Genomic DNA, 21,371 nt, shown 5'->3' with positions numbered 1-21,371 from the left:
GGATTGTCTTTTTAGACAATCCCTCTCCCTTTTTTCTGTCGTCCCACCCGAGGACATTCGACGAGGCAATGGCTATAATGGAGACAAACTCATATAAAAGGAAGGATGAAACTATGCGAACCATCGGATTACAAGAAATAGAAGATATCGCCCTGGGTGCCGCGATGCTGGGCTCCGGCGGCGGGGGAGATCCTTATATCGGCAAGCTGCTGGCCATCGGAGCCATTAAGGCCTGCGGGCCGGTGACCCTGTTAAGCCCGGATGAAATCGAGGATGATGCCCTGGTGGTCCCCATGGCCATGATGGGTGCCCCGACCATTTTAGGGGAAAAGGGTATCGGCGGAACAGAGTATCAACAGCTGGCTGAGATGGTGTCCCAGTTCTTCGGACGGCCCATTGATGCCATCATCCCCATTGAGGCCGGTGGGGTCAACAGCATGATTCCCATTGCAGCGGCCGCCCGGCTGGGCCTCCCCCTGGTGGATGCCGACGGCATGGGCCGGGCCTTTCCAGAGCTGCAGATGGTCACCTTCACCATTGGGGGGATGGATGCCTCACCCATGGCCCTCACCGATGAGAAGGGCAACACCGTCATCTTCCGGACCATCACCAACGCCTGGACCGAGGAGCTGGCCCGGGCGGTGACCATGAGCTGCGGCGGGTCGGTTTCCGTTACCCTCTACCCCATGACCGGTGCTAAACTCAAGGCCTATGCCGTCCGGGATATCATTACCCGCAGCCAAACCCTGGGGGCGGCCATCCGCCAGGTCAAGGACAGCGATATGGGCCATCCCGAAGCGGCTTTCCTCGAAGCCGCCGGAGGCTTCGGCCTCTTTAAGGGCAAAATCACCGATGTCCTCCGGGAAACCCGGGGCGGCTTCAACGTCGGTCATGTCTTACTCGATGGCATCGGCGAATTCAAGGGCCGCCGGGCCGAGGTGGAATTCCAGAATGAAAACCTGGTGGCCACCGTGGATGGCCGCATCCTGGCCACCACCCCGGACCTCATCACCCTGGTGGATGTCAACACCTTCCATCCCATCACCACCGATGGGGTGAAATACGGTAAACGCGTCATGGTGGTGGGCCTGCCCTGCTATCCCCTCTGGCGTACGCCCGAGGGCCTGGCACTGGTGGGTCCCCGGTATTTCGGCTGTGATACGGATTATATCCCCCTGGAAGAGCGGGTGAAAGGAGAAGCCCATGTATAAGCTTGGAATCGACGTCGGGGGGACCAACACCGACGCGATCATCATCGATGATGCCCTGGAGGTCATTGCCTCCTGCAAATCCCCCACCACACCGGATATCACCTCCGGCATTCAATCGGCCATGGCCCAGGTTTTAGAACAGGTCGACATCGACCGCCAGACCATCACCCAGGCCATGCTGGGCACCACCCAATGCACCAACGCCATCGTGGAGCGCCGGCACCTGGCTCCCATCGCTGTGGTCCGCATCGGGGCCCCTGCCACAGCCGGTATTCCGCCCATGGTGGACTGGCCCGGGGATATCCAGGCCATGGTGGTGGCGAGCACCATCATCGGTGGGGGATACGAATTTGACGGCAAGACCCTTGCCCCCCTGGACGAAGCCGCCCTTCGGGAATTCCTGGCCCCTTTGAAGGGACAGATCGAAGCAGTGGCCATCTCCTGCGTCTTTGCCACCATCCGCACCGAACAGGAGGAACGGGCTGCCGCCATCTGCAAGGAGGTCCTGGGGGATATCCCCGTATCCATTTCCAGCGAAATTGGTGATTTAGGACTCATCGAGCGGGAGAATGCCACCATCCTCAATGCCGCCCTCTACGCCATCGCCCGGACCTTCACCGAGGGCTTCATGGCCAGCCTTCAGGCCCAGGGTGTGACCAAGGCCCAGGTCTACCTCTCCCAAAACGATGGCACCCTGATGACCGTGGACCACGCCCGGCGCTATCCCATCCTCACCATTGCCTGCGGACCCACCAACTCCATCCGTGGGGCCAGCTTCTTGAGCCACCGCCCGGATGCCCTGGTGGTGGATGTGGGGGGCACCACCACGGATATTGGTGTCATCCAGAACGGCTTTCCCCGGGAATCCAGCATCGCCGTAACCATCGGGGACGTTCGGACGAATTTCCGGATGCCGGATGTCCTCTCCATTGGGCTGGGGGGCGGCTCCATCGTCCGACAGCGGGAGGACGGCCACATTACCGTGGGTCCGGACAGCGTGGGCTACCGCATCACCGAAGCGGCACGGGTCTTCGGAGGGGATACCCTCACCGCCACCGATATCGCCGTGCGCCTGGGCCTGGCCCAGATTGGGGATGCCCAGCAGGTCGCCGATCTGGATGAAGACTTCGCCCGGCAGGCCATGGCCGTCATTACCGCCATGGTGGAGGACGGCATCGATGCCATGAAGCTTTCCGCCGAGGGGGTGGATGTGATTGTGGTGGGAGGCGGTAGTGTGCTGCTGCCTGACGAATTAGAAGGGGCTGCCCAGGTCCTGCGGCTGCCCCACGCCGGTGTAGCCAACGCCATCGGCTCCGCCATTTCCAAGGTCAGCGCCACCTATGAGCAGCTCATCAACTACGAGGACATCCCCCGAGAGGATGCCCTGGCCACCGCCCGGAAGGAAGCTATCACCATGGCCGAAGCAGCCGGGGCTAAGCCCGGATCCGTGGAAATCATCGAGCAGTCGGATACCCCCTTGGCCTATTACCCCGGCAATACCAACCGTATAAAGATCAAGGCCGCCGGGGATTTGGGGCAGGGATAAGGCCTGCCCCGCGGCCCCTGGCGGTCCAGGTGGTTGGTCGGCTCGTCAATTAAGGGAAAGTGATCCTCCTTTTTAAAGCCCTCCTCCAAAAAACAAAAGAGAGCCGCAGGAAAACCTGCCGCTCGATTAACACAGCCACGCCAAAAACACCCTCTGGACAGAATCATCCGGTCTTTGGCTTTGAGGCGGCGTATGGAGGTGCGACTTTTTTCCTGCACAAGGCATCACAAAACGAGGGGAAGCCCCCTAGTGATTTGATCAGCCTAAAATTAGCAAGACAATGTGCGCATTCCGTCGTCCTCCTCAATTTTTTATGCCCCCATTGTAGCACGTTATACAGCTGGGGGCAAGCCCTACTTTGACCCGGCCTGCCGTCCGTGCTATAATCACAGCATCACCCTTAAGGAGGCACTATGAACTACCAACTCATCGCCCTGGACCTTGACGGCACCCTTTGTAATGACGATAAACAGATTACCCCCATCACAAAGCAGGTCCTGCTCCGGGCACAGCAGAAGGGGATTCGGGTAGCGCTGGCCTCTGCCCGGCCGGCCCCTGGCCTTATTCGGGAAAGAAAAGCCCTGGAACTCGACCGTTACCATGGCATCCTGATTTCCTACAACGGTGCCCACATCGTAGATGCCGCCGACGGCTTCCTGCTCTATCGCCAGAATATGGATCCTGCCCAAGTTACCGCCATGCTGACCCATCTTAAGGATTTTCCGGTCGCCGTGATGGCCGACGATGGGGAATCCTACTACGTCACCGACCCCACAGCCTATAAAGTAGAATATGAACGTGCCTATATCGGCATTCCCTTCACTGTGGTAGCGGACATGGCCGAAGCCGTCACCTTTCCCGTAGCCAAGCTGCTGATTGTGGCCCCGGGAGAGATTCTGGACCGCTATACCGCAGCCATCACCGCCCCCTTCTCCGAGATTTTTGACTTTTTCCGGGTGGGGGATTTTTACCTGGAAATCGCCATGAAGGGCTTTTCCAAGGCCACGGGCCTGGCTGAGCTCTGCCAAAAGCTGGACATCCCCCGGGAAGCTGTCATCGCCTTCGGGGATTCCGCCAACGATGCCGCCATGCTCACCTTCGCCGGCACCGGGGTGGCCATGGCCAATGCCGAATCCGCGGCAAAAAAAGCGGCCGACACCATCACCCGTTATACCAATAACGAGGACGGCGTCGGCCAGATGCTCATGGAATTATTATAGGTGTCCCTACAACCCTATATTCCCTTCATAAACAGTATTCAAGCTGCCCCGGGCCACCTCTGCCAGTCCATAAACTGTTTCCAGTGGGGTAGGGTTATCCCGCCACATCAAATGGGCGGGAAAGAACCGGGTGACGTGGAGGGGGATATCCGGACTTAAGTGGGCGATCCACCGGGCCATGGCTTCCATCTCCCCGGGATCATCGTTAAACCCTGGCACCACCAGGGTGGTCAGTTCCACATGGCATCCCGCATCCACCACCTGGGTAATAAAATCCTTGACGACCTCTAGGGTGCCTCCCAATTTTTCATATGCTTCCTGGGTAAAGCCCTTTAAGTCGATATTGAGGGCATCGATGTGGGGGAGGACCTTTCGGGTGGTTTCCGGAGTGGCTGAGCCATTGGTCACCAGGACGGTTTTCATACCCCGGGCCTGGACCAACCTGGCGGTTTCCACCACAAATTCATAACCAATAAGGGGTTCGTTATAGGTGAAGGCCAGACCGATATTGCCCTGATGGCGCATTCCTTCGGCCCGCCGGGCTAATTCTTCAGGGGAGAGGATCATCGCCTCGACATCCCGTCTGCCCGCCATGGCAATCCGTGCATTTTGACAAAAGGGACAGTGCAGATTACAGCCAAAGCTCCCCACCGACAGAATATGGCTGCCTGGATGGAAATGGCGCAGGGGCTTTTTCTCTATGGCATCTAAGGCTAAAGCGGTAATAACCCCAGCATTAATAGGGAGGATCTTTCCCCCTTGATTTTGCCGACCGCGACAACGTCCAACCTGTCCTTTTGCTAACTGGCAATGATGCATGCAAACCGGACATATGGTTTTCATGGTGATCCCCTCCTTTTTCTGATAATAATCCTTCAATATTTTTAATCATTATATCAGATAAGTATTAACAACACCATAATTTACCCTTTAATTGTTTTCAATCACAAAATTTTATCGTTTCTTCATAAAAAAAGAGCCACATGGGCTCTCAGAGCATAGACAAACTAAGGGAAGGGTGATGATAAAAATACGAGAACCCCGGTTGCCCCTGCGGGCAGGAGCTTTTGGGTTTTTATCAAATTAAGAAAGCAAACCTGCCTTAAACCCCATCAAAACCGAAGGTTTTGCGCATTGACGACTGAGGGCTTTCCCTTTGTTCATCAGCGCCTTGCGGTGCTGTCCAAATCTTTGATTTGGGACATAGCACCCATGCAACGCTTGTCCAAGAGCCAAAGGCGATTGGCAACAAGCGACTGCTGGGTCCGGGGTGAATCTTTTTTATCCTCCCCCTGACCGTGCTACACCACTTTGTCTTCACTTTGAGAGCCAAATTGGCTCTTTCAATCCTTCTCCGGCACATCCTTCTGACCAAAATCCCGATTGAGGACACCGACTGCACCAATGACCAGGACAATCCCCAGGGTCCCGGTTAACGTAATGGGCTCACCGTAGACCAGTACACCCACGATGGTGGCCACCACGGGTTCCAGACAGGCAAGGATAGCAGCCTTACTCCCTTCCATCTTGGCCAGTCCATAGGTGTAACAGATATAAGGCAGCACATTGGTTACCAAACCACAAAGGAGAATCAGGGCCAGAGCCAAGGGACTATTCGCCATAACCATCAGCATATGTCCAAAGTCCACAAAGGGTAAAATACCCAGGGTTCCGAAAAGAAAAGCCCAGGCAGTCACTGAAAGTGAGTTGTAACGGGCAACCCCGTAGTGTCCAAAAACCGTATACAGAGAATACCCCAGTCCGGAGCCCAGCCCCAGCAGAATGCCTGTTAAAGTCAGGGTTTGGCCATTATCACCGATAATCCCTGTCACTAAAACACAGCCTCCAAAGGCCAGAAGCAGGGCAATGCCCTTCCCTCGGGTCATCCTTTCCTTGAAGAGCACGATGGAAAACAGCATAACGAAAATAGGGGAGGTGTACAGTAACACCGCCGCCACAGACATCCCCGTGATGGCAATACACTGAAGGTAGCAGAGATTAAAGCACACAAAACTCAAAATCCCCATTCCCATAAAGATCCACAGGTCCTTTACTTTAATGGGAATCGCCTCCCGGTCTTTGATAAAAAGCCACCCAAAGATACAAAGCGTCGTCATAATGGCCCGGACAAATATAATTTCACTATTGGTAAATCCCATGGCCGTCAGGGTATTGACAAAAACGCCGATAATCCCCCAAAAACTGGCCGCTAGAAGGACACTGAGTCCTGCTGACTTATTCATTCTTTTCCTCCTCCCCCCATCGACCTAAAGTCAAAGCCTACATAGCCTATCGGACCAAGGTGCTGGGAAGTAAGATACCCAAGCTTTATTTTTGAAAATTCATACTAATCATTATAACATCGGGTGGTGCTTTCTTCAAGGTTGGCATCCAGTACAACTACGGGGACGGGGTTTTCCACACTGCCAAGTCCTGCATAATTATCCACCAGAATGTCCATTCCCATGAGGGTGATGGTGTGGGCCCCGGGGGAGAGCGATGGCAGTTTGCACTTTCCTGCCTCAGATCGCACCGTTTTGATGGGACCATCGTCAACACGATAGGTCATCTCACCACTATAGGGCTTTCCACCCCACATAACTCTCAGGGTGGCATCGTAGGGACTGGGCTGATACTGCCCCACGGTCCGAATCCTTGGCCTCCAATCCCTGGCTGACTTGGAATAATGCTTCAGGTAATGCCACAGTGCCGGTTCCAGCTCGCTGGTTTCACCCAAATCCTCTAAACCCATGAGCATGGTATAATCATCGCCCCCGATGATTTTAGCCTCATCCAGGGCAATGACAATGACACGGGTCCTATCCTGGGGATCTAAGGGGGTCTCTTCTCCCTCTAACGTGATGGCACGAACCCTTTGACCACCTGGGGCATCCGGATCATAATCCAGGGTGAATCCCGATATTTGGGGGAAACGGCCTGCCGCTCCCTGGAGCCGCCCCGTGTAAGGGTCCTGTCCCAGAATTCGAGAAACACCATTCTCCATGGCCTTGTACAGGACAGCTGGGGTTATCCGTGCAAAATAGAGTTTATTGTCAAAGGGAAGGACCCGAATGCTATTTTCCCGGGTAATATTCCCCCGGCATAGGCGGGTTCGGATTCCGCCGCCATTTTGCATGGCAATAATGGGCAGCCCCTGGTCCCCAAACCGTTTTTTAGCGGCCAGGGCCATGGCATCGGCCACAGCATCTCCGAGACTGGTCTCCGTCAGGCGGCCAACATTCACGCCCTCTACCGTTCCGCCCCAAAGGGTATGGGGCAGTTTCAGGGTCTGGTTGTCCATCACATCCTTGTAGCGATTCTCCAGGGCTGCACGGACCCGGAGGACATTCTCATCAGGATCGACCATTCCCCGAATCTCCTGGGGACGCAGCAGGATACTGGTCATCTCCCGGGTAATGGGATTGATGGTCAGCCTCCCCACACGGCTGGCATAGCTGCCGCTTTGAACGATAAGGGTATCCCCCACCCACCGGCCCGATTCATTGGCGTGGCTGTGACCATCAATAATAACATCCAATCCCAAACCCGCCATGGCCTCGGCCAGACCATTACTGGAATCAGAAAGGCCCACCGAGGCATCGTTTCCCAAATGGGCCAGAGCAATGATAAAATCTGCCCCCTGGGCCTTAAGGGCCGCCACACATTCCCTGGCTGCGGGGATGGGGGGCATGATGGTGATGCCACCCTGTTCCCCGGGATATCCCTGGCAGCTTTGGGGAAAAAGATCCGGCGTTCCCACACTAAAAAAACCGATGCGTTTCCCACAGCGGGTAAACACGGCGGTTCTGCCATTATTAATGCACTGCCCATGATGGTATGTCTCTCCCTCAAGGATTCCCCGTCCATAACGTTGTCCGTTAGCCGACAGTAGAGGGAAGTGGGCGTATCGTGCATTCTCTACCAGATACCCATAGCCATAATCAAAATCATGATTCCCCACAGCCGCCACATCGTAATGGGCGGCATTCATCATAGCGATCATATCCTTTCCGGCACTCAGACGGCTTAAAAGCCCCCCTTGGGTGGCATCCCCGGCATCCACCAACAGAGCCTCAGGATGGTAGTGTTTCAATCCTCCAATGTGGGCCATGCCAATGGCATGGCTGCCATTTCCTCGGAATACGCCATGGAGGTCTGTTGTAAAGTAGATGATGATGTGTGCTTCCATACTGCGTCAACCTCCTGTTGATTTTCCACAAAAGCCCCCGAAATATGACCTTTCGGGGGCTTTGATCCAACCTTATTTGCTTTTTTCACCAATAAGCACTAATTGTCTGCAGCGTTTTATTCCATTGTTTTTCGCCATGGCTTCAATCTCTGCTGCGCGTTTCTTAAATTCCAGATATTGGGGATGATCCTTCACCTTTTCAACCTTGTCAGAAATCTTTGCGGCCTTGGCCTGGAGTTTCTCATCCCAAATGGAATCCGTTTCCTCGTCTTCAAAAATCATCAAATTGTCTAGACCCAGGGCCTCTACGCCTCGAATAATGTCAGCTTTTGGCCAGGTCGCCCCATGATGCTGTCCCAAAATGGTATCAATTTCGCCGCCTAAATGATGTAGTGCGACATGGGTTTTCCGGGGACCCTCCTGGCCATCACAGGGCATTTCATTGACGATGAAGGTTCCCCCGGGTTTTAACACCCGCAGCATTTCCGAAAACACACGCTCGACATCCTCCACATGGTGCATGGAATTGGACAAGCACACGGTATCCATACTATTCTCCGGCAAATCCAGATGTCCACCATCCATCACTTCAAAACAGATGTCATCGTCATGATGTTTTTCCTTGGCCTCTGCAATGGTCTGTTCGTCACAATCCACTGCCAGGATCATTGTATAATCCCGTAATCCATCCTTTAATTTAAAGGCGAATTCACCATAACGGGTCGCAATATCCAATACCCGTCCACCGTGCCGCATTGAAAGCTCTTTTTTCAATTGTTTCATCAACTGTCACCTCGCTGTTTAATTCCCAGCGACTCCTTTGTCATCCCTGTTTATTCTCTCTATTCAGTATAGTCATTCCTGACCATCCCCTCAAGGGGAAAAAAGAATAAATTCTTGTATTGATTAAACACCCAGGTCCTTGGCCAGCTGATCCTCTGAAATATCATCCCCCATATCCCCAATAATATAGACAATGCTGTGATTCACCCGACTGAGGATGACTTCATTATTCATTTGACTGAACTCCGCCCGATAGGTCGTGTAATTTTGACCCTCAGTGGTCTTCTCTTTACTGGGATTTTCCGTTCCATAACCCTTGACCAGGGTATCGTAATAGCTTTTGGCCTGATCCTCGGTCTGGAAATCGTAAAACCGAAGGGTGATGCTCTGGGAATCTTTCTTCTGTGCCTTTAAAGCGGTCAGCAGTCCCTCTTCCTGAAGATTGGCGGTTAAGTCTGTTACCTCATATCCCTTTTCATTGGTTATGACTGTGAAGGCTGCCGCATTGGTCCCTTCTTTTGTTTCCGGTTCCCCGCAGCCTGCCAAAACCAACATACACAGCCCGGCCAAAAAAAAGGTCAGCGCCATTTTAATCTTTTTCATGGGTTTCCCCTCCTCATTGTGTCTTTTTCTCATTGTAAAGCATTTATACCATAGGGTCAAGGACTGCCAGGGGGTTTTAAGGCAGGTTACATATTATTGCCATCTTCAATGCTAATGCTTGTGAATTTATCGGTCAGGTCCTTGACGGAAACATTCCTTCGGGCTTCGCCAAAGAGGTCGAGAATCGCCTGTCCACGGTACATCATGAGCAGGCGGTTGCCATAGTTGACGGCAAATTTCAGGTTGTGGGTGACCATGAGGGTGGTGAGACCCTTTTCCTTTACAAAGCGGTCGGTCAGAGCCATGACGGTCTCACTGGAGGCAGGGTCCAGGGCGGCGGTGTGCTCATCGAGGATGAGGAGGTCCAGGGGGGTCATGGTGGCTAAGAGCAGAGCCAGGGCCTGGCGCTGCCCACCGGAGAGGGCTCCGACGCTGACGGCCAGTTTATCCTCTAACCCCATCCCCAGCAGTGTCAGCTGGCTGCGATAGAAATCCTTCCGGCGTTTATCCACCCCCAGGCCCAGGCCGAAGCCCTTGCCCTTGTTATCCGCCAAGGCCATGTTTTCTAAAATGGTCATCGAGGCGCAGGTTCCCTTGGATGGGTCCTGGTAAACCCGCCCAATGGTGGTCGAACGCTTATATTCCGGGATGTTGGTGATATCGACACCGTCCACGATCATCTTTCCGGAATCCACGGGAATACTGCCACAGAGCAGATTGAGCATGGTGGTTTTTCCCGAACCGTTGGAGCCCACCACAGTGACAAATTGGCCATGGGGGATGGTCAGGTTAAAGTCATCAAAAACCGTCACCTCATTGACCGAGCCAGGATTAAAGGTTTTATGAATATGCTCCATTGCAATACGGGGTGTGATGTGTTCAGGCATTGGCTTTTCCCCTTCCGCTGAATCGATTATTAGCCACCAGGGCGATGGTGAAGATCACCGCCATCAGCAGTTTGAGATAATTGGTTGGTAACCCCAACTGCATGGCCAGGGTCAGACAGGCTTTGTAAATCATGGCCCCTAGAACAACGGCCAGGGTGGGTTTGATCAATTTCACCTTTTTGAAGAGATTAATCCCAATGATAACGGAAGCCAGGGCCATGACCACCATGCCGGTACCCGCCGCCACATTGGCGGACTCGGTTTGCTGGGCAAAAATGCAGCCCGACAGGGCCGTACAGCCATTGCCGATGGCCAGCCCGATGATCTTCATTTTCCCGGGGTCCTTCCCCAGGGAAATCACATAGGTGGGATTATCCCCAGCCGCCCGCAGGAGCATCCCAGACTTGGTTTTCAGGTAGACATCCATGATTAGCTTCACGGCGATACACAAAAGCCCTGCCGTCAAAATAACCGCTAAATCACTGCCCATCAGACGCCCTAAACCGGTTGTAAAAATGGTCGGCATATCAAAAAAGGGCATCACTGCCGAGCCCCCGGTGAGGGCCAGATTTACACTCCATAGCCCTGTCATCACCAGGATGCCGGAGAGCAAATCTGTAATCCCCAGGCGCACGTTGAGAAAGCCGGTGACGCAGCCAGCGGCTGCTCCGGCGATAAAGGCGAGGATACAGGCCACCCAGGGGTTCACCCCCAGGGTGATGAGGACGGCGGCGGCGCACATGCCCAGGGGGAAGGTCCCATCCACGGACAAATCGGGAAACCCCAATACCGTGTAGGTAATATAGACCCCCATGGCCATGACGCCATAGATAAAGCCCTCTTCTAATACATTAATGACCAAACCGCTGATGATATCCATAATGATTCCATCACTCCTTATTCATAGTTGTAATTATTTGCTGATGTTTGTGGCTGTGGACAGGTCTGCGGGAAGGGTTAACCCCAGTTTTTCCATGACTGTCTTGTTATACACCGGCGCAAAAGTCTCTGCCTGGTACACGGGCATTTCAGAGGCCTTGGCTTCACCCTTTAAAATCTTAGCCGCCATTTTTCCAGTTTCTTTACCCAGGGCCACATAGTCAATCCCTTCAGAGGCCAGACAGCCATTTTTCACCTGTTCTTCTTCCGATCCAAAGACCGGAATCCCGGCACCATCAGCGGCATTGAGGACTGTGGTCAGATTATCCACCACGTTGTTATCTGTAAAATTATTGAAGCAGTCCACCTTTTTAGAGACCAGGGTCGCTGCCCCCGCCGCTACCTCCGAGGCATTGGTCACCCCCAGGGCTTCAACCTCAAAGCCATAGGCCGGTGCGATTTCCTTGAATTTTTCCAGCTGGGAAACGGAGTTAGGTTCGCTGGTAGTGTACAAAATCCCGATTTTCTTGGCGCTCGGAAGGAAGGCACGGATCATCTTGATTTGGGCCTCCAGGGGCAGAACATCTGAAGAACCAGTGGCGTTGTTTTCCGGCTTGGCCAGGCTTTTCACCAGACCTGCGGATACCGGATCGGACACTGCCGTAAACACCGTGGGAATATCCGATCCCTTGGCAGCGGAGTAGGCGGCCATGGCTGCTGGCGTAGCCACCCCGCAGATCAGATTGTACTTTTTAGAGACCATATTCTTAGCGATAGTTTCCGCATTGGCATTATCGTTCTGGGCATTCTGAAAGTCAATGGTCAGATTATCCCCTTCAGTATAGCCCCCTTCTTTAAGGCCCTCCTTAAAGCCCTCGGTGCAATTGTCCAGGGAGGGATGGGAGGCGTATTGAATGATGCCAACGGTGGTTTTCCCTTCGCTGCTTCCCCCGGTGCTGCCACCGCTACAACCGGTGGCCACCCCACCGAGTACGAGTAATGCTGCTACAGATAGTGCTGCTTTTTTCATAAACCGATTCATTGTTTGACCTCTTTCGTTTCTATTATTTTTCCCAAAAAACACGATATCCCCCGAATCCTTACGGATCCGAGGGACAGATTATCATTGATTCTGCGGTACCACCCTGGGTTGGCGCACATGCGCCCGCTTGCTCCGCATACCATCATATGCGCTCCCTTTATAACAGGTGGAGATCCCGTCAGGAAATACTTACCTTTCTTTCCTGCCCTCATAAGGCCATTGGGTCGGTGGTGGGGTACTGCCTTTCACCAAGCGGCAGCTCTCTTTAACCTTTCCGGTCCGACTTACTTACCCTTATTCGACGGTTTATTTGGGTTTATATTTTTTTCATTATATCTCTTTGGGGGAGGGGTGTCAAGGGGGAGCCTTTGATTATTTTAAATTCGGTAACACCTCTGCCAGTTTTTTCAGCCTTGCCTTGGCTTCCTCATTTTCCTCAAAGGGGATACGGTCGGTGTTTGGGATCTCCACCGCGCCGGCAGGGGTAGCCTTCAGGTCGTTCTGATACCACCGCATGGTGGCGTAGACGCTGACGAATTGATCATCATAGGCCCTGGCACCGCCCAGGGCGATGATGGCGACCTTTTTAGGGTTAACCTTCTCTTTATTTTCCAGGTTGAAAAAGACCTGTCCCCGATCGATGAAGTTTTTGAGCTTGGCCGGAAAGGCGGAAAAATACACCGGAGCGGCCATAATGATGAGATCTGCCGCCATAATTTCGGGGTAGAGGGCGGTCATATCATCCTGTTGGACACATTCTCCAGGGTGCTTTGCACAATATTCACAGGCGATACAGGGTTTAATCATCACCTGGTTGATATCAATGCGGTTGACAGCGGGAGCTCCCAGACATTCTAAAAAATAATCCAGGGCGCCGGCTGTATTGTGATGGCTGCGATGGCTGCCCATAATAGCAACGATTTTCATTGGATATACCTGCTTTCTTTAAATAAGATGGAGGCGGCTGCCCGCCTCTGTTTTTTCCACGATAACCTGGGCATCCACCCGTTCCTTGAGCTCCTCTACATGGGAGATGATCCCCACCGTTCGGCCGGTGGTGCGGATGCGGGCCAGGCAATTCATGGCTTTATCCAGGGCATCCTTATCCAGGGTGGCAAAGCCCTCATCGATAAAGATGGTTTCCAGGGAGATTCCCCCGGCGGTGGATTGGATAATATCCGACAGCCCCAGAGCCATGGACAAAGCGGCAACGAAGGTTTCTCCGCCGGAGAGGGATGCGGCACTCCTGGCTTTACCGGTGTAGGCGTCGTCCACCTCAATTTCCAGGCCATGGCTGCTTTTATCCCCATGGTTTCCGGCAATCATCAGGCGATAACGCCCGTTGCTGCTTTCTTCTAAAAAGCCGTTGGCGGCCTCCAGGATATCGCTTAAGTAGGCTGAAAGGATATAGTTTTCCAATTTAATTTTAGGCTTTCCAGAAACCTTTCCCTTAATGGTATCCCCCAACTCGGTGAGGATTTCCAGCTGATGGCGCACCTGACGGCGTTCCGCCTCCAAACGGCCCAGTCTCTGGACCTGAACCTCATTCACCCGCCTGCGCTGGGTGATTTGGCCAATAGATTCACGCAGGCCCCCTAAAGCTTCCTCAATGGCCACCTTTTCCCCTTGAAGAACCTGGAGATCCACCGGTGTTTTTCCGGCAAGCTCTGCTTCAAAGCCTTTTAAGAGGGCTGTGTTGGTGGCACAGCGTTGATCGTAGGCCGCCAGGGTTTCGGCCATGGCATCCAAATCCTCTGACTTTAAGCGATGGTAGGCCTGATAATCAATCCGGGTAAATCCGGCGGCATCCAGAGCGTCGATAAAGGCCTTTTCCCGGGTATCCCGCTGGGTCCTGGCCTCCTCGGTCTGCTTTTCAAGGCTCTGGCGTGTCCCTTCCAATCCCCCCAGGGTTTCCCGGCACTGGTTCAGCTCCGTTAAAATGCCCTCCGCCTTTCTTTGGCGCCGCTTTACTCCTTCCTCCAGGGTTTTTCCACGTTGAAGGACATCCTCAATCTGTCCTTTACCACCACCAGGCAGAAGGGACATTCCCAGATCCCTGGCCTGGTCTTCAATCTCCCGCCACTTGGATTGGAGAATCCCATTGCTTTCATTTAAGGCGGTTTTTGCTTCTTCGTAGGCAGCTTCAATGGATTGCCCCTGACTCAGGGCGGTTTCCAGGCCCTTCAATTGTTCTTCTTTTGTCTGGATGTCTTGGCCCAGCGCCTTGAGACGGCCCTCTTCATCCTTATAACGCTGCCGGAGCTGGTCTCTGGTCTTTTTCAGGATTTCAATTTCCTGGTTCAAAACGATGGGGTCTGGCAGCTGGGGCTCCCGGTTAAGGGCGGTCAGCTGACCTTCAATCTCCCCGCGTTTAGCCTGTTTTTCCCGGGTATGGAAGGCATTTTGTTCCGCCATAGCCGCCAGCCGTCCACTGAGCCGGCTGCAAGCCTCCCGGGCTTTTTTTAAATCCTCGGTGGTGGCCAGGGCTTCCAGTGGAATGGCAGGGTTGGGGTGGTGGACCGCCCCACATACCGGACAGGGTGCGCCATCCTGTAAATGTTTGGCCAGCTCTCCAGCCGCAGATTCCTGCTGGATGCGCTCGATGCGGTCCCGCTCCTGCTCCCATTGCTTAAGCTCCTGCTTCACCTGCAGACGCTCCCGGTCCATTTCCTTGAGAGCCCTCCGGGATGCGTTCATTTTTTCAAGGGCCTCCTGGATGGCTGCCAGACCATCAATACGGGTGGTCAGGGTGGTGCCCTCATCCCGGATATCCACCTGGTCGCCCTGACCCTTTAGAAGGGCCTTTCGGTCCCCGGACAGCGCTTCCTCCAGCAGTGTTTTTTCCTTTACCCTGGCGGTGAGGGCCTCCTGGCGCTTCTGAAGAGCTTCCATGGCCTCCTGGCGCTCTTTGTGCCGGAGGGAAAGGTCCTCAAATTCCCCAAGCCGCCTGGATAGTTCACCCAGGCGCCGGGCCTGGATCTCCATTTCCTCGCTTTCCCGCCTGTAGGCCGGGTCCTCCACCTGAGCCACCTGGGCTGCCAGGCCTTTCTGAATCTGGACCTGGGCCTGGATGGCTTTTTCCTGCTGGGTCAGTTCATCTTTCACCTGCTGATGGCGGCGAGTCTCCTCCTGGTAGCGTTTTTCCAGGGGCCGAATATCCAAGGCCGCACGGCCCCGTTCCCGCTGGCGTCCCAAGGTCGCCATCTCCTGGCTTTTTGCCTTCAGAAGCCCAGCTTTTTCCTTTTCTGCTTCCCAGGCTTTAAACCGGGCGTTCAGACTTTCCCCAGCCCCCAGCTGGGCTAACACACCCTGTAATCGGCCGTTCTGCTTTTCCAGGGCTTCCCCCAGGGCTTCGGCCTCTGCCTCATCCGCCTGATCCTGGGCCGACACTAAAAGCAGCAGGGCATCCAGGGTATGGCTCTGCCCGGCGATGGCATCGGCCAGGGGAGAACCCGGAATGGCTAAAAGGGCCTGCTCCTCCCGAAGGCAATCGTGCTCCAGCTCCTCGAAGGCCCTTCGGACCTGGCTGGTATGTTCTTCAACCCTCTGGGCGAAGGATTCAAAAATATCCAGGTGAAAGATACTCTTTAACAAGGCCTGACGTTCATTGCGGCTGGCTTTAAGAAGCCGGCTGAATTCCCCCTGGGGCAAAAGTACGATCTGTCTGAATTGGGCGTAGGAGAGGCCGATGATTTCTCCAATGGCGGCATCCACCTCTTCCACGGCACTGGCTATAAGATGGGCTTCTCCAGCTTCCAGACGGTACAGCGCCACCTCGTGCTTTTGAGCGACAATCCGGTTCCCCCGCTGGCTCTTTCGTCGCTGCTCAGGTATCCGGTGGATGCGATAGGTCTGTGCCCCAACAGCAAAGATGAAGTCCACACTGGCCAGGGCGTCGTCCCCCACAAAGTCGCTTTTTAATCCCTTGGCCAGGCGGTCCGGGCTGCTGGCCTCGTGGTAAAGGGCGTAGCAAATGGCATCAAAGAGGGTGGTCTTCCCGCTGCCTGTGGGACCGCTGATGAGGAAGAGAGCCTCATCCAGCCTGGAAAAATCCAGGGACTCGTCAATAAAGGGACCAAAATTTTGTACAATCAGCTTAATGGGTCTCATGGGTTTCCTCCATTATCTCCCGGGCCACTGCCTGTTTTTCCGGGGTTAGGGGCTCTCCGTGGATCTGCTCGTAGAAATCCTCAAAGAGGGCCAGGGGGTTTGACAGCCGTTCCTTAATCCGTTTGGTTGTGGTGCTGCCCCGGGTAATGCTTTGGCTTTGATACTCCATTTCCAGTACATTGGGATACACCTTTTTCAGCTGCTCCATGGGATTCAAGCGCCGCACGCCATCGGTGAGAATCACCTTGATATAATCCTCCCGGCCTGGGTTATCAAGGGCAGAAGCCCCGGTGAGGTCATCCAGGGTGCCGGTGAGAATGGCCATATCCCGGAGGGTGGGAAGGGACTCCGTGCGAATATCCACCCCTCCACTTCCATCCATATCCACCAGGGTAACGGATTTATGCTGATTGACCTCGGAAAAGGAGTATTTCAGCAGGGAACCCCCGTAGCGAATCCGGTCATCCCCAACCCTTTGGGGACGATGGAGATGGCCCAGGGCCACGTAGTCAAAGGCCCCAAAGAGAGAGGCCCGGGCAAAGGAAATCCCCCCAATCTCAATGGGGCGAACAGAATCATCCAAATCCCCATCCCCGGGCAAATGGCTGAGGATCATGCCATGGGTAATGAGGACGTGGCGCAGGGAAGGGTCCATGCGCTTTTCAATCTCCGCCAAAATAGCCCCGTACATATCCTGATAATCCCGGACGGTTTCCTCTCCGGTGATGTTACGGTACTCCACAGGCTTAACAAAGGGAACGGGCCAAAAGGCCACCCCACCCTGGCTGTCCTCCAGGACGATGGGCTCCGGACAAGGCGTAAAGACCCCGCGAATATACAGACCTCGTTTTTCCAGAATGCCACTGGTAAAGGCCAGGCGCTGGCCACCGTCGTGATTTCCCCCAATGATGATCGTCGGAATTTTCAGCTCTAAAATAACGGTGTCCAGAATGTCGTCCACTAAAGAGAGTGCCTCCCGGGAGGGGATGGCACGGTCGTATAAATCCCCGGCGATGATGAGGACATCCGGCATTTCCCGGCGAAGAAGAGCCCTTAGACCCTCTAAAATAGCCGCCTGGTCCGGCAGAAGACTGCGCTGATTTAAAAAGCGTCCGATGTGCCAATCGGAGGTATGGAGTATTTTCATGGGATCTTCATCCTTTCTGCTTAGTAAAAAAGGCCAGCACAAGCTGGCCCCAAACACTACTTCTTTTTCTTACTGCCGGATACGGCCTTCTGATTGCTTTCCACCAATTGCTTCACTTCCTTGAAGAATTTGGGAGAGCATTGAATTTTAACACTCTTCTTTCCGCCACTCACCCGGTAGGTAATCACGTATTTTGCCATCCCCTCGATGGCTCCAACGGTAAGATTTTGGGGCTTACCCGCGGTGTTTTTATAATTCTCTTCTTTCACGACCCCCAGAAAATCCTTGGTGGGAATATCCGCGACCTGCTTATTCCAAAATAAAATCTTGCGATCCACGGTCAGCTTCGCGTGACTTAACAGCATGTCGAAACTGGTGGAGATATAGCGCAGTACGAAGATGAAGAGAAGGATCATGATAGCCAGGGCAGCAATCCCAATTCCCGTTTTAAGGGCGTAGTCCTCAATCGATCCTACAAATCGATCATATAATAGGATATAGGCGATGACGAATACCCCGATCCCAATCATAATCATTGGGCTAAATTCCCGCATCCTTACATTTTCCCTTGCTTTTACAGCCATGTCCATTGTACTCCTTTTTCCGTTATGTTCATTCTATTATACCGTAAACGACCAGGATTACCAATGCTCTTTTTCGAAGTCCGCCGGAACCTAAAACAGCTTTTAAAAAAACCGCCCCAAAGGAGCGGTTCATTCATCATTTCATGGATTTATTCGACAGGCTCAAAGGATTCTTTGCCAACGCCGCAATCCGGACATTCCCAATCTTCAGGGACATTTTCCCAAGCTGTACCAGCAGGCACACCATTTGTGGGATCACCCACTTCGGGATCATAGATATAACCACAGACATCACATACATATTTTTGCATCGTAACTTCCTCCACTATTTTTGATTTATTATATGTTGGAAAACTTAAACCTATCGGTCATGTTTTTCAAAATATTCCTTACCCAGCTGACACCAGGGACAAACCCAATCCTCGGGGACTTGTTCCCAGGGAGTGCCGGCAGGGATACCGTGGGCGGGATCGCCCTCTTCAGGATTATAAATATAATTACAGACGACACAGATATATTTATCCACTGCGCTCATACCTCCACCTTTTTTCTTTTTTTATTATACTCCTTCTAAGGTGGAAAGAACAAGTAAATTTTTCATATCCCGCAGAAGTTCCTGATAAAATACTGATGGAATCGGTCATCTCCAGTAACCTCAGGATGAAAGGCTGTGGCCAGAAGCTTAAAGCCCTGACGGGCGGCAACAATATGCCCCTCCACCCTGGATAGTACCGTCACCTGGGGCCCCACGCTTTTAATGTAAGGTGCCCGGATAAAGGCCAGGGGAATGGGGGAGGGGGATACCGCTTCAACAGTGGTCTGGGTGGTAAAGCTATCCAGCTGGGTGCCGTAGGCATTGCGACGCACTGCCATGTCCATCACGCCCAAATGGGGCGCTTCCCCTTCAATTTCCCGGGCTAACAGAATCAAGCCCGCACAGGTCCCCCATACCGGTAATCCTCCCTGGATTTTTTCTTTAAGGGGCGCCATTAAATGGAAATCCCTCAGCAACTTTGCCATGGTGGTGCTTTCACCCCCGGGCAGGATCAGGCCAGATAACCCCTCAAAGCCAGGTGCGGTTTTAACCGGACGGGCCTCTACCCCACAAGCCCTTAGAGCATCCAAATGCTCAATGACGGCCCCCTGGAGGGAGAGGACCCCCACAACCGCCACCGCTACCAGCCCCGTTTGGCATAAAGCTGGGATTCTGGGATTTCCCGGATATCCACACCGGACATAGCCCTTCCCAGATCCTCGGAAACCTGAGCCAGAATATGAGGATCATCATAGTAGGCCGTCGCCTTCACAATGGCCCGTCCCACCTTTTCCGGATTGGCAGATTTAAAGATGCCAGATCCCACAAAGACCCCTTCACTGCCCAACTGCATCATCAGTGCGGCATCAGCTGGGGTAGCAATCCCCCCTGCGGAAAAATTAACCACGGGCAAATGACCCTCCCGATGGACAGCGCACACCAGCTCGTAGGGCGCCCCCATCTCCTTGGCCGCAGTCATCAGCTCATCCTGGTTCAGCCCGGCAATCCGACGGATGTCTCCCTGGATGGTGCGCATATGGCGGACAGCTTCCACCACATTGCCAGTGCCCGCTTCACCCTTTGTCCGAATCATGGAAGCCCCTTCACCAATGCGTCTCAGGGCCTCTCCCAGATTTCTCGCCCCACAGACAAAGGGCACCTTAAAAACTTTTTTGTCAATATGGTACTGATCATCCGCCGGGGTGAGAACCTCGCTTTCGTCGATATAATCCACCCCCAGGGCCTCTAAAATCCGGGCTTCTGCCAAATGGCCGATCCGGGCTTTCGCCATCACCGGAATGGTCACCGCTGCCTGAATTTCCCGAATCATCTTCGGGTCTGACATCCGGGCCACGCCGCCTTCCTTTCGGATATCCGAGGGAACCCGTTCCAGGGCCATTACGGCCACGGCACCGCAATCCTGGGCGATTTTCGCCTCTTCCGGCGTGGTAACATCCATAATGACGCCGCCCTTAAACATCTGTGCTAAATTCTGATTTAAATTCTGAGTCATCGCTTTGCCTTCTATCACGAAACCTGCAGGTTTTTGGTATTTCTCTGAGATTAGGTTTCATTATAGCCTTTCCTGATCCCAACACAACCACCAGTTTTAGAGTTTTTAATGGGTTCAGTTTGGAAAACAAGGTACAGGCAGGCCCTTTTATTCACCCTTTCCTATGGAAAAACCCAGGGGTTTCCCGTATAATAGAATTAATTCTAAGGAGTAAAGGATGGTAAATTATAATGAAAAAATCAAAGGGTTTATGGCTTGGTTCTCTGACCGCCCTGGGAGCCGCTGCCTCACTGGGCCGCTTTTTCTACGACAAACAACGCAGCTCCGATAAAAAGACCTATGGCATTATCTGCGCCATGGAAAGCGAAGTCGCGCCCCTGCGGGAGGCCATGGACATCAACCGGACCAAAGAAATTTCTGGTTTGATTTTTCACCAAGGCATGATTGGACGCCAGCGGGCGGTATTGGTCCAATGTGGCGTTGGTAAGGTCAACGCAGCGCTGTGTGCAGAAGTCCTGTGTACCTGCTTTGAAGCGGATATCCTCATCAACACAGGGGTAGCCGGTACCCCGGACCCCCAGGTCAAGCAGGGGGATATCGTCATTTCTACCCAGGCTGTCCATCACGATATGGATGCGACCCCCCTGGGCTTTGCCAAGGGTGAGGTCCCGGATCTGGATATGATTTACTTCCAGGCCGATAACGATTTAGTCGCCAAGGCCCGAAGCGCCGCAGAAACAAGCGATATCGGCGATGCCCGGGTCTTTGAAGGCACCATTGCCAGCGGCGATCAATTTATCGCCGGGGAGGAACAAACCGCTCCCATTGTTAAAAACTTTGCCCCCAAAGCCGTGGAAATGGAAGGGGCTGCCATTGCCCATGTAGCCTGGGCCAATGGGGTTCCCTTCGTCATCATCCGTTCCATTAGTGACAATGCTGACGGCAGCGCCCCCTTATCCTATCCGGAATTCTTACCCATCGCCGCCCGGAATTCCTGTGCTGTGGTGGCAGCCATGCTGGCCATGGATTAAGGGATTCAGACTGTCGATAAAGTGGTGCAGTACGGTCAGGGAGAGGATAAAAAAGATTCACCCCGGACCCCAAGCGCTGATGAACTGTGGG

General features: G+C 53.6%; 20 protein-coding genes and 1 other annotated feature. Of the genes, 4 read left to right on the top strand and 16 right to left on the bottom strand.

Annotated elements, in window-relative coordinates:
* Window positions 1–113: 113 nt before the first annotated feature.
* The 3 genes from BLU30_RS07050 (at window position 114) to BLU30_RS07040 (ending at window position 3,977) form a co-directional block, all read left to right on the top strand.
* A complete protein-coding gene (locus BLU30_RS07050; RefSeq protein WP_090244924.1) occupies window positions 114–1,211 on the top strand; it encodes a DUF917 domain-containing protein in 1,098 nt (365 codons plus the stop codon).
* A complete protein-coding gene (locus tag BLU30_RS07045) occupies window positions 1,204–2,757 on the top strand; it encodes a hydantoinase/oxoprolinase N-terminal domain-containing protein (RefSeq protein WP_090244923.1) in 1,554 nt (517 codons plus the stop codon). The genes BLU30_RS07050 and BLU30_RS07045 overlap by 8 nt, the downstream gene beginning before the upstream one ends.
* Before the next feature lie 413 nt (window positions 2,758–3,170).
* Window positions 3,171–3,977, top strand: a complete 807-nt coding sequence (locus BLU30_RS07040; RefSeq protein ID WP_090244920.1) for a Cof-type HAD-IIB family hydrolase — start codon at window positions 3,171–3,173, stop codon at window positions 3,975–3,977.
* Window positions 3,978–3,983: 6 nt separating this feature from the next.
* On the opposite strand, the gene amrS is transcribed toward BLU30_RS07040, so the two are convergent.
* The 16 genes from amrS to pdxS form a co-directional block, all read right to left on the bottom strand.
* The gene (amrS, locus tag BLU30_RS07035; protein ID WP_090244919.1) at window positions 3,984–4,820 is read right to left on the bottom strand and encodes an AmmeMemoRadiSam system radical SAM enzyme; all 837 of its coding nucleotides are present in this window, start codon (window positions 4,818–4,820) and stop codon (window positions 3,984–3,986) included.
* A gap of 500 nt (window positions 4,821–5,320) precedes the next feature.
* On the bottom strand, window positions 5,321–6,220 hold the full coding sequence (locus tag BLU30_RS07030) for a DMT family transporter (protein WP_090244916.1): 900 nt from the start codon (window positions 6,218–6,220) through the stop codon (window positions 5,321–5,323).
* Between the two features lie 104 nt (window positions 6,221–6,324).
* Window positions 6,325–8,166: a bifunctional metallophosphatase/5'-nucleotidase gene (locus BLU30_RS07025; RefSeq protein WP_090244914.1), complete on the bottom strand. Its 1,842-nt coding sequence runs from the start codon at window positions 8,164–8,166 to the stop codon at window positions 6,325–6,327.
* A 72-nt stretch (window positions 8,167–8,238) separates the two neighbouring features.
* Complete coding sequence (locus BLU30_RS07020; RefSeq protein ID WP_090244911.1) at window positions 8,239–8,949, bottom strand: class I SAM-dependent methyltransferase; 711 nt, start codon at window positions 8,947–8,949, stop codon at window positions 8,239–8,241.
* 123 nt (window positions 8,950–9,072) lie between these two features.
* Window positions 9,073–9,552, bottom strand: coding sequence for a hypothetical protein (locus tag BLU30_RS07015; RefSeq protein WP_090244909.1), 480 nt, complete (start codon window positions 9,550–9,552; stop codon window positions 9,073–9,075).
* An 86-nt stretch (window positions 9,553–9,638) separates the two neighbouring features.
* Window positions 9,639–10,439, bottom strand: coding sequence for an ABC transporter ATP-binding protein (locus BLU30_RS07010; protein ID WP_090244907.1), 801 nt, complete (start codon window positions 10,437–10,439; stop codon window positions 9,639–9,641).
* Complete coding sequence (locus tag BLU30_RS07005) at window positions 10,432–11,319, bottom strand: ABC transporter permease (protein ID WP_090244904.1); 888 nt, start codon at window positions 11,317–11,319, stop codon at window positions 10,432–10,434. The genes BLU30_RS07010 and BLU30_RS07005 overlap by 8 nt, the downstream gene beginning before the upstream one ends.
* Before the next feature lie 33 nt (window positions 11,320–11,352).
* Window positions 11,353–12,360: an ABC transporter substrate-binding protein gene (locus BLU30_RS07000; protein ID WP_242873536.1), complete on the bottom strand. Its 1,008-nt coding sequence runs from the start codon at window positions 12,358–12,360 to the stop codon at window positions 11,353–11,355.
* 66 nt (window positions 12,361–12,426) lie between these two features.
* Window positions 12,427–12,671: a binding site (T-box leader), on the bottom strand.
* A gap of 61 nt (window positions 12,672–12,732) precedes the next feature.
* A complete protein-coding gene (locus BLU30_RS06995) occupies window positions 12,733–13,287 on the bottom strand; it encodes a flavodoxin family protein (RefSeq protein ID WP_090244901.1) in 555 nt (184 codons plus the stop codon).
* Between the two features lie 18 nt (window positions 13,288–13,305).
* Window positions 13,306–16,470 (bottom strand): AAA family ATPase, encoded by a 3,165-nt coding sequence (locus BLU30_RS06990; RefSeq protein WP_090244899.1) that lies wholly within the window; start codon window positions 16,468–16,470, stop codon window positions 13,306–13,308.
* Window positions 16,457–17,617, bottom strand: coding sequence for an exonuclease SbcCD subunit D (locus BLU30_RS06985; protein ID WP_090244897.1), 1,161 nt, complete (start codon window positions 17,615–17,617; stop codon window positions 16,457–16,459). Before BLU30_RS06985 ends, BLU30_RS06990 begins: the two co-directional genes overlap by 14 nt.
* Before the next feature lie 56 nt (window positions 17,618–17,673).
* Window positions 17,674–18,201, bottom strand: coding sequence for a hypothetical protein (locus tag BLU30_RS06980; protein WP_143024214.1), 528 nt, complete (start codon window positions 18,199–18,201; stop codon window positions 17,674–17,676).
* A 149-nt stretch (window positions 18,202–18,350) separates the two neighbouring features.
* Window positions 18,351–18,512, bottom strand: a complete 162-nt coding sequence (gene rd, locus BLU30_RS06975) for a rubredoxin (protein ID WP_090244892.1) — start codon at window positions 18,510–18,512, stop codon at window positions 18,351–18,353.
* Between the two features lie 50 nt (window positions 18,513–18,562).
* Window positions 18,563–18,727: a rubredoxin gene (locus tag BLU30_RS06970; protein WP_090244978.1), complete on the bottom strand. Its 165-nt coding sequence runs from the start codon at window positions 18,725–18,727 to the stop codon at window positions 18,563–18,565.
* A 71-nt stretch (window positions 18,728–18,798) separates the two neighbouring features.
* Window positions 18,799–19,374 (bottom strand): pyridoxal 5'-phosphate synthase glutaminase subunit PdxT, encoded by a 576-nt coding sequence (gene pdxT / locus BLU30_RS06965; protein WP_090244889.1) that lies wholly within the window; start codon window positions 19,372–19,374, stop codon window positions 18,799–18,801.
* A 2-nt stretch (window positions 19,375–19,376) separates the two neighbouring features.
* On the bottom strand, window positions 19,377–20,249 hold the full coding sequence (gene pdxS / locus BLU30_RS06960) for a pyridoxal 5'-phosphate synthase lyase subunit PdxS (protein ID WP_090244887.1): 873 nt from the start codon (window positions 20,247–20,249) through the stop codon (window positions 19,377–19,379).
* A 230-nt stretch (window positions 20,250–20,479) separates the two neighbouring features.
* On the opposite strand from pdxS, the gene BLU30_RS06955 reads away from it, so the two are divergent.
* Window positions 20,480–21,280: a 5'-methylthioadenosine/adenosylhomocysteine nucleosidase gene (locus BLU30_RS06955; protein WP_090244884.1), complete on the top strand. Its 801-nt coding sequence runs from the start codon at window positions 20,480–20,482 to the stop codon at window positions 21,278–21,280.
* Window positions 21,281–21,371: the final 91 nt, after the last annotated feature.

This window comes from Eubacterium barkeri, from assembly GCF_900107125.1.
Lineage (GTDB): Bacteria > Bacillota > Clostridia > Eubacteriales > Eubacteriaceae > Eubacterium_O > Eubacterium_O barkeri.
Note: the sequence above shows the minus strand (reverse complement) of the source record. Positions and strands in the feature narration are given on the sequence as shown.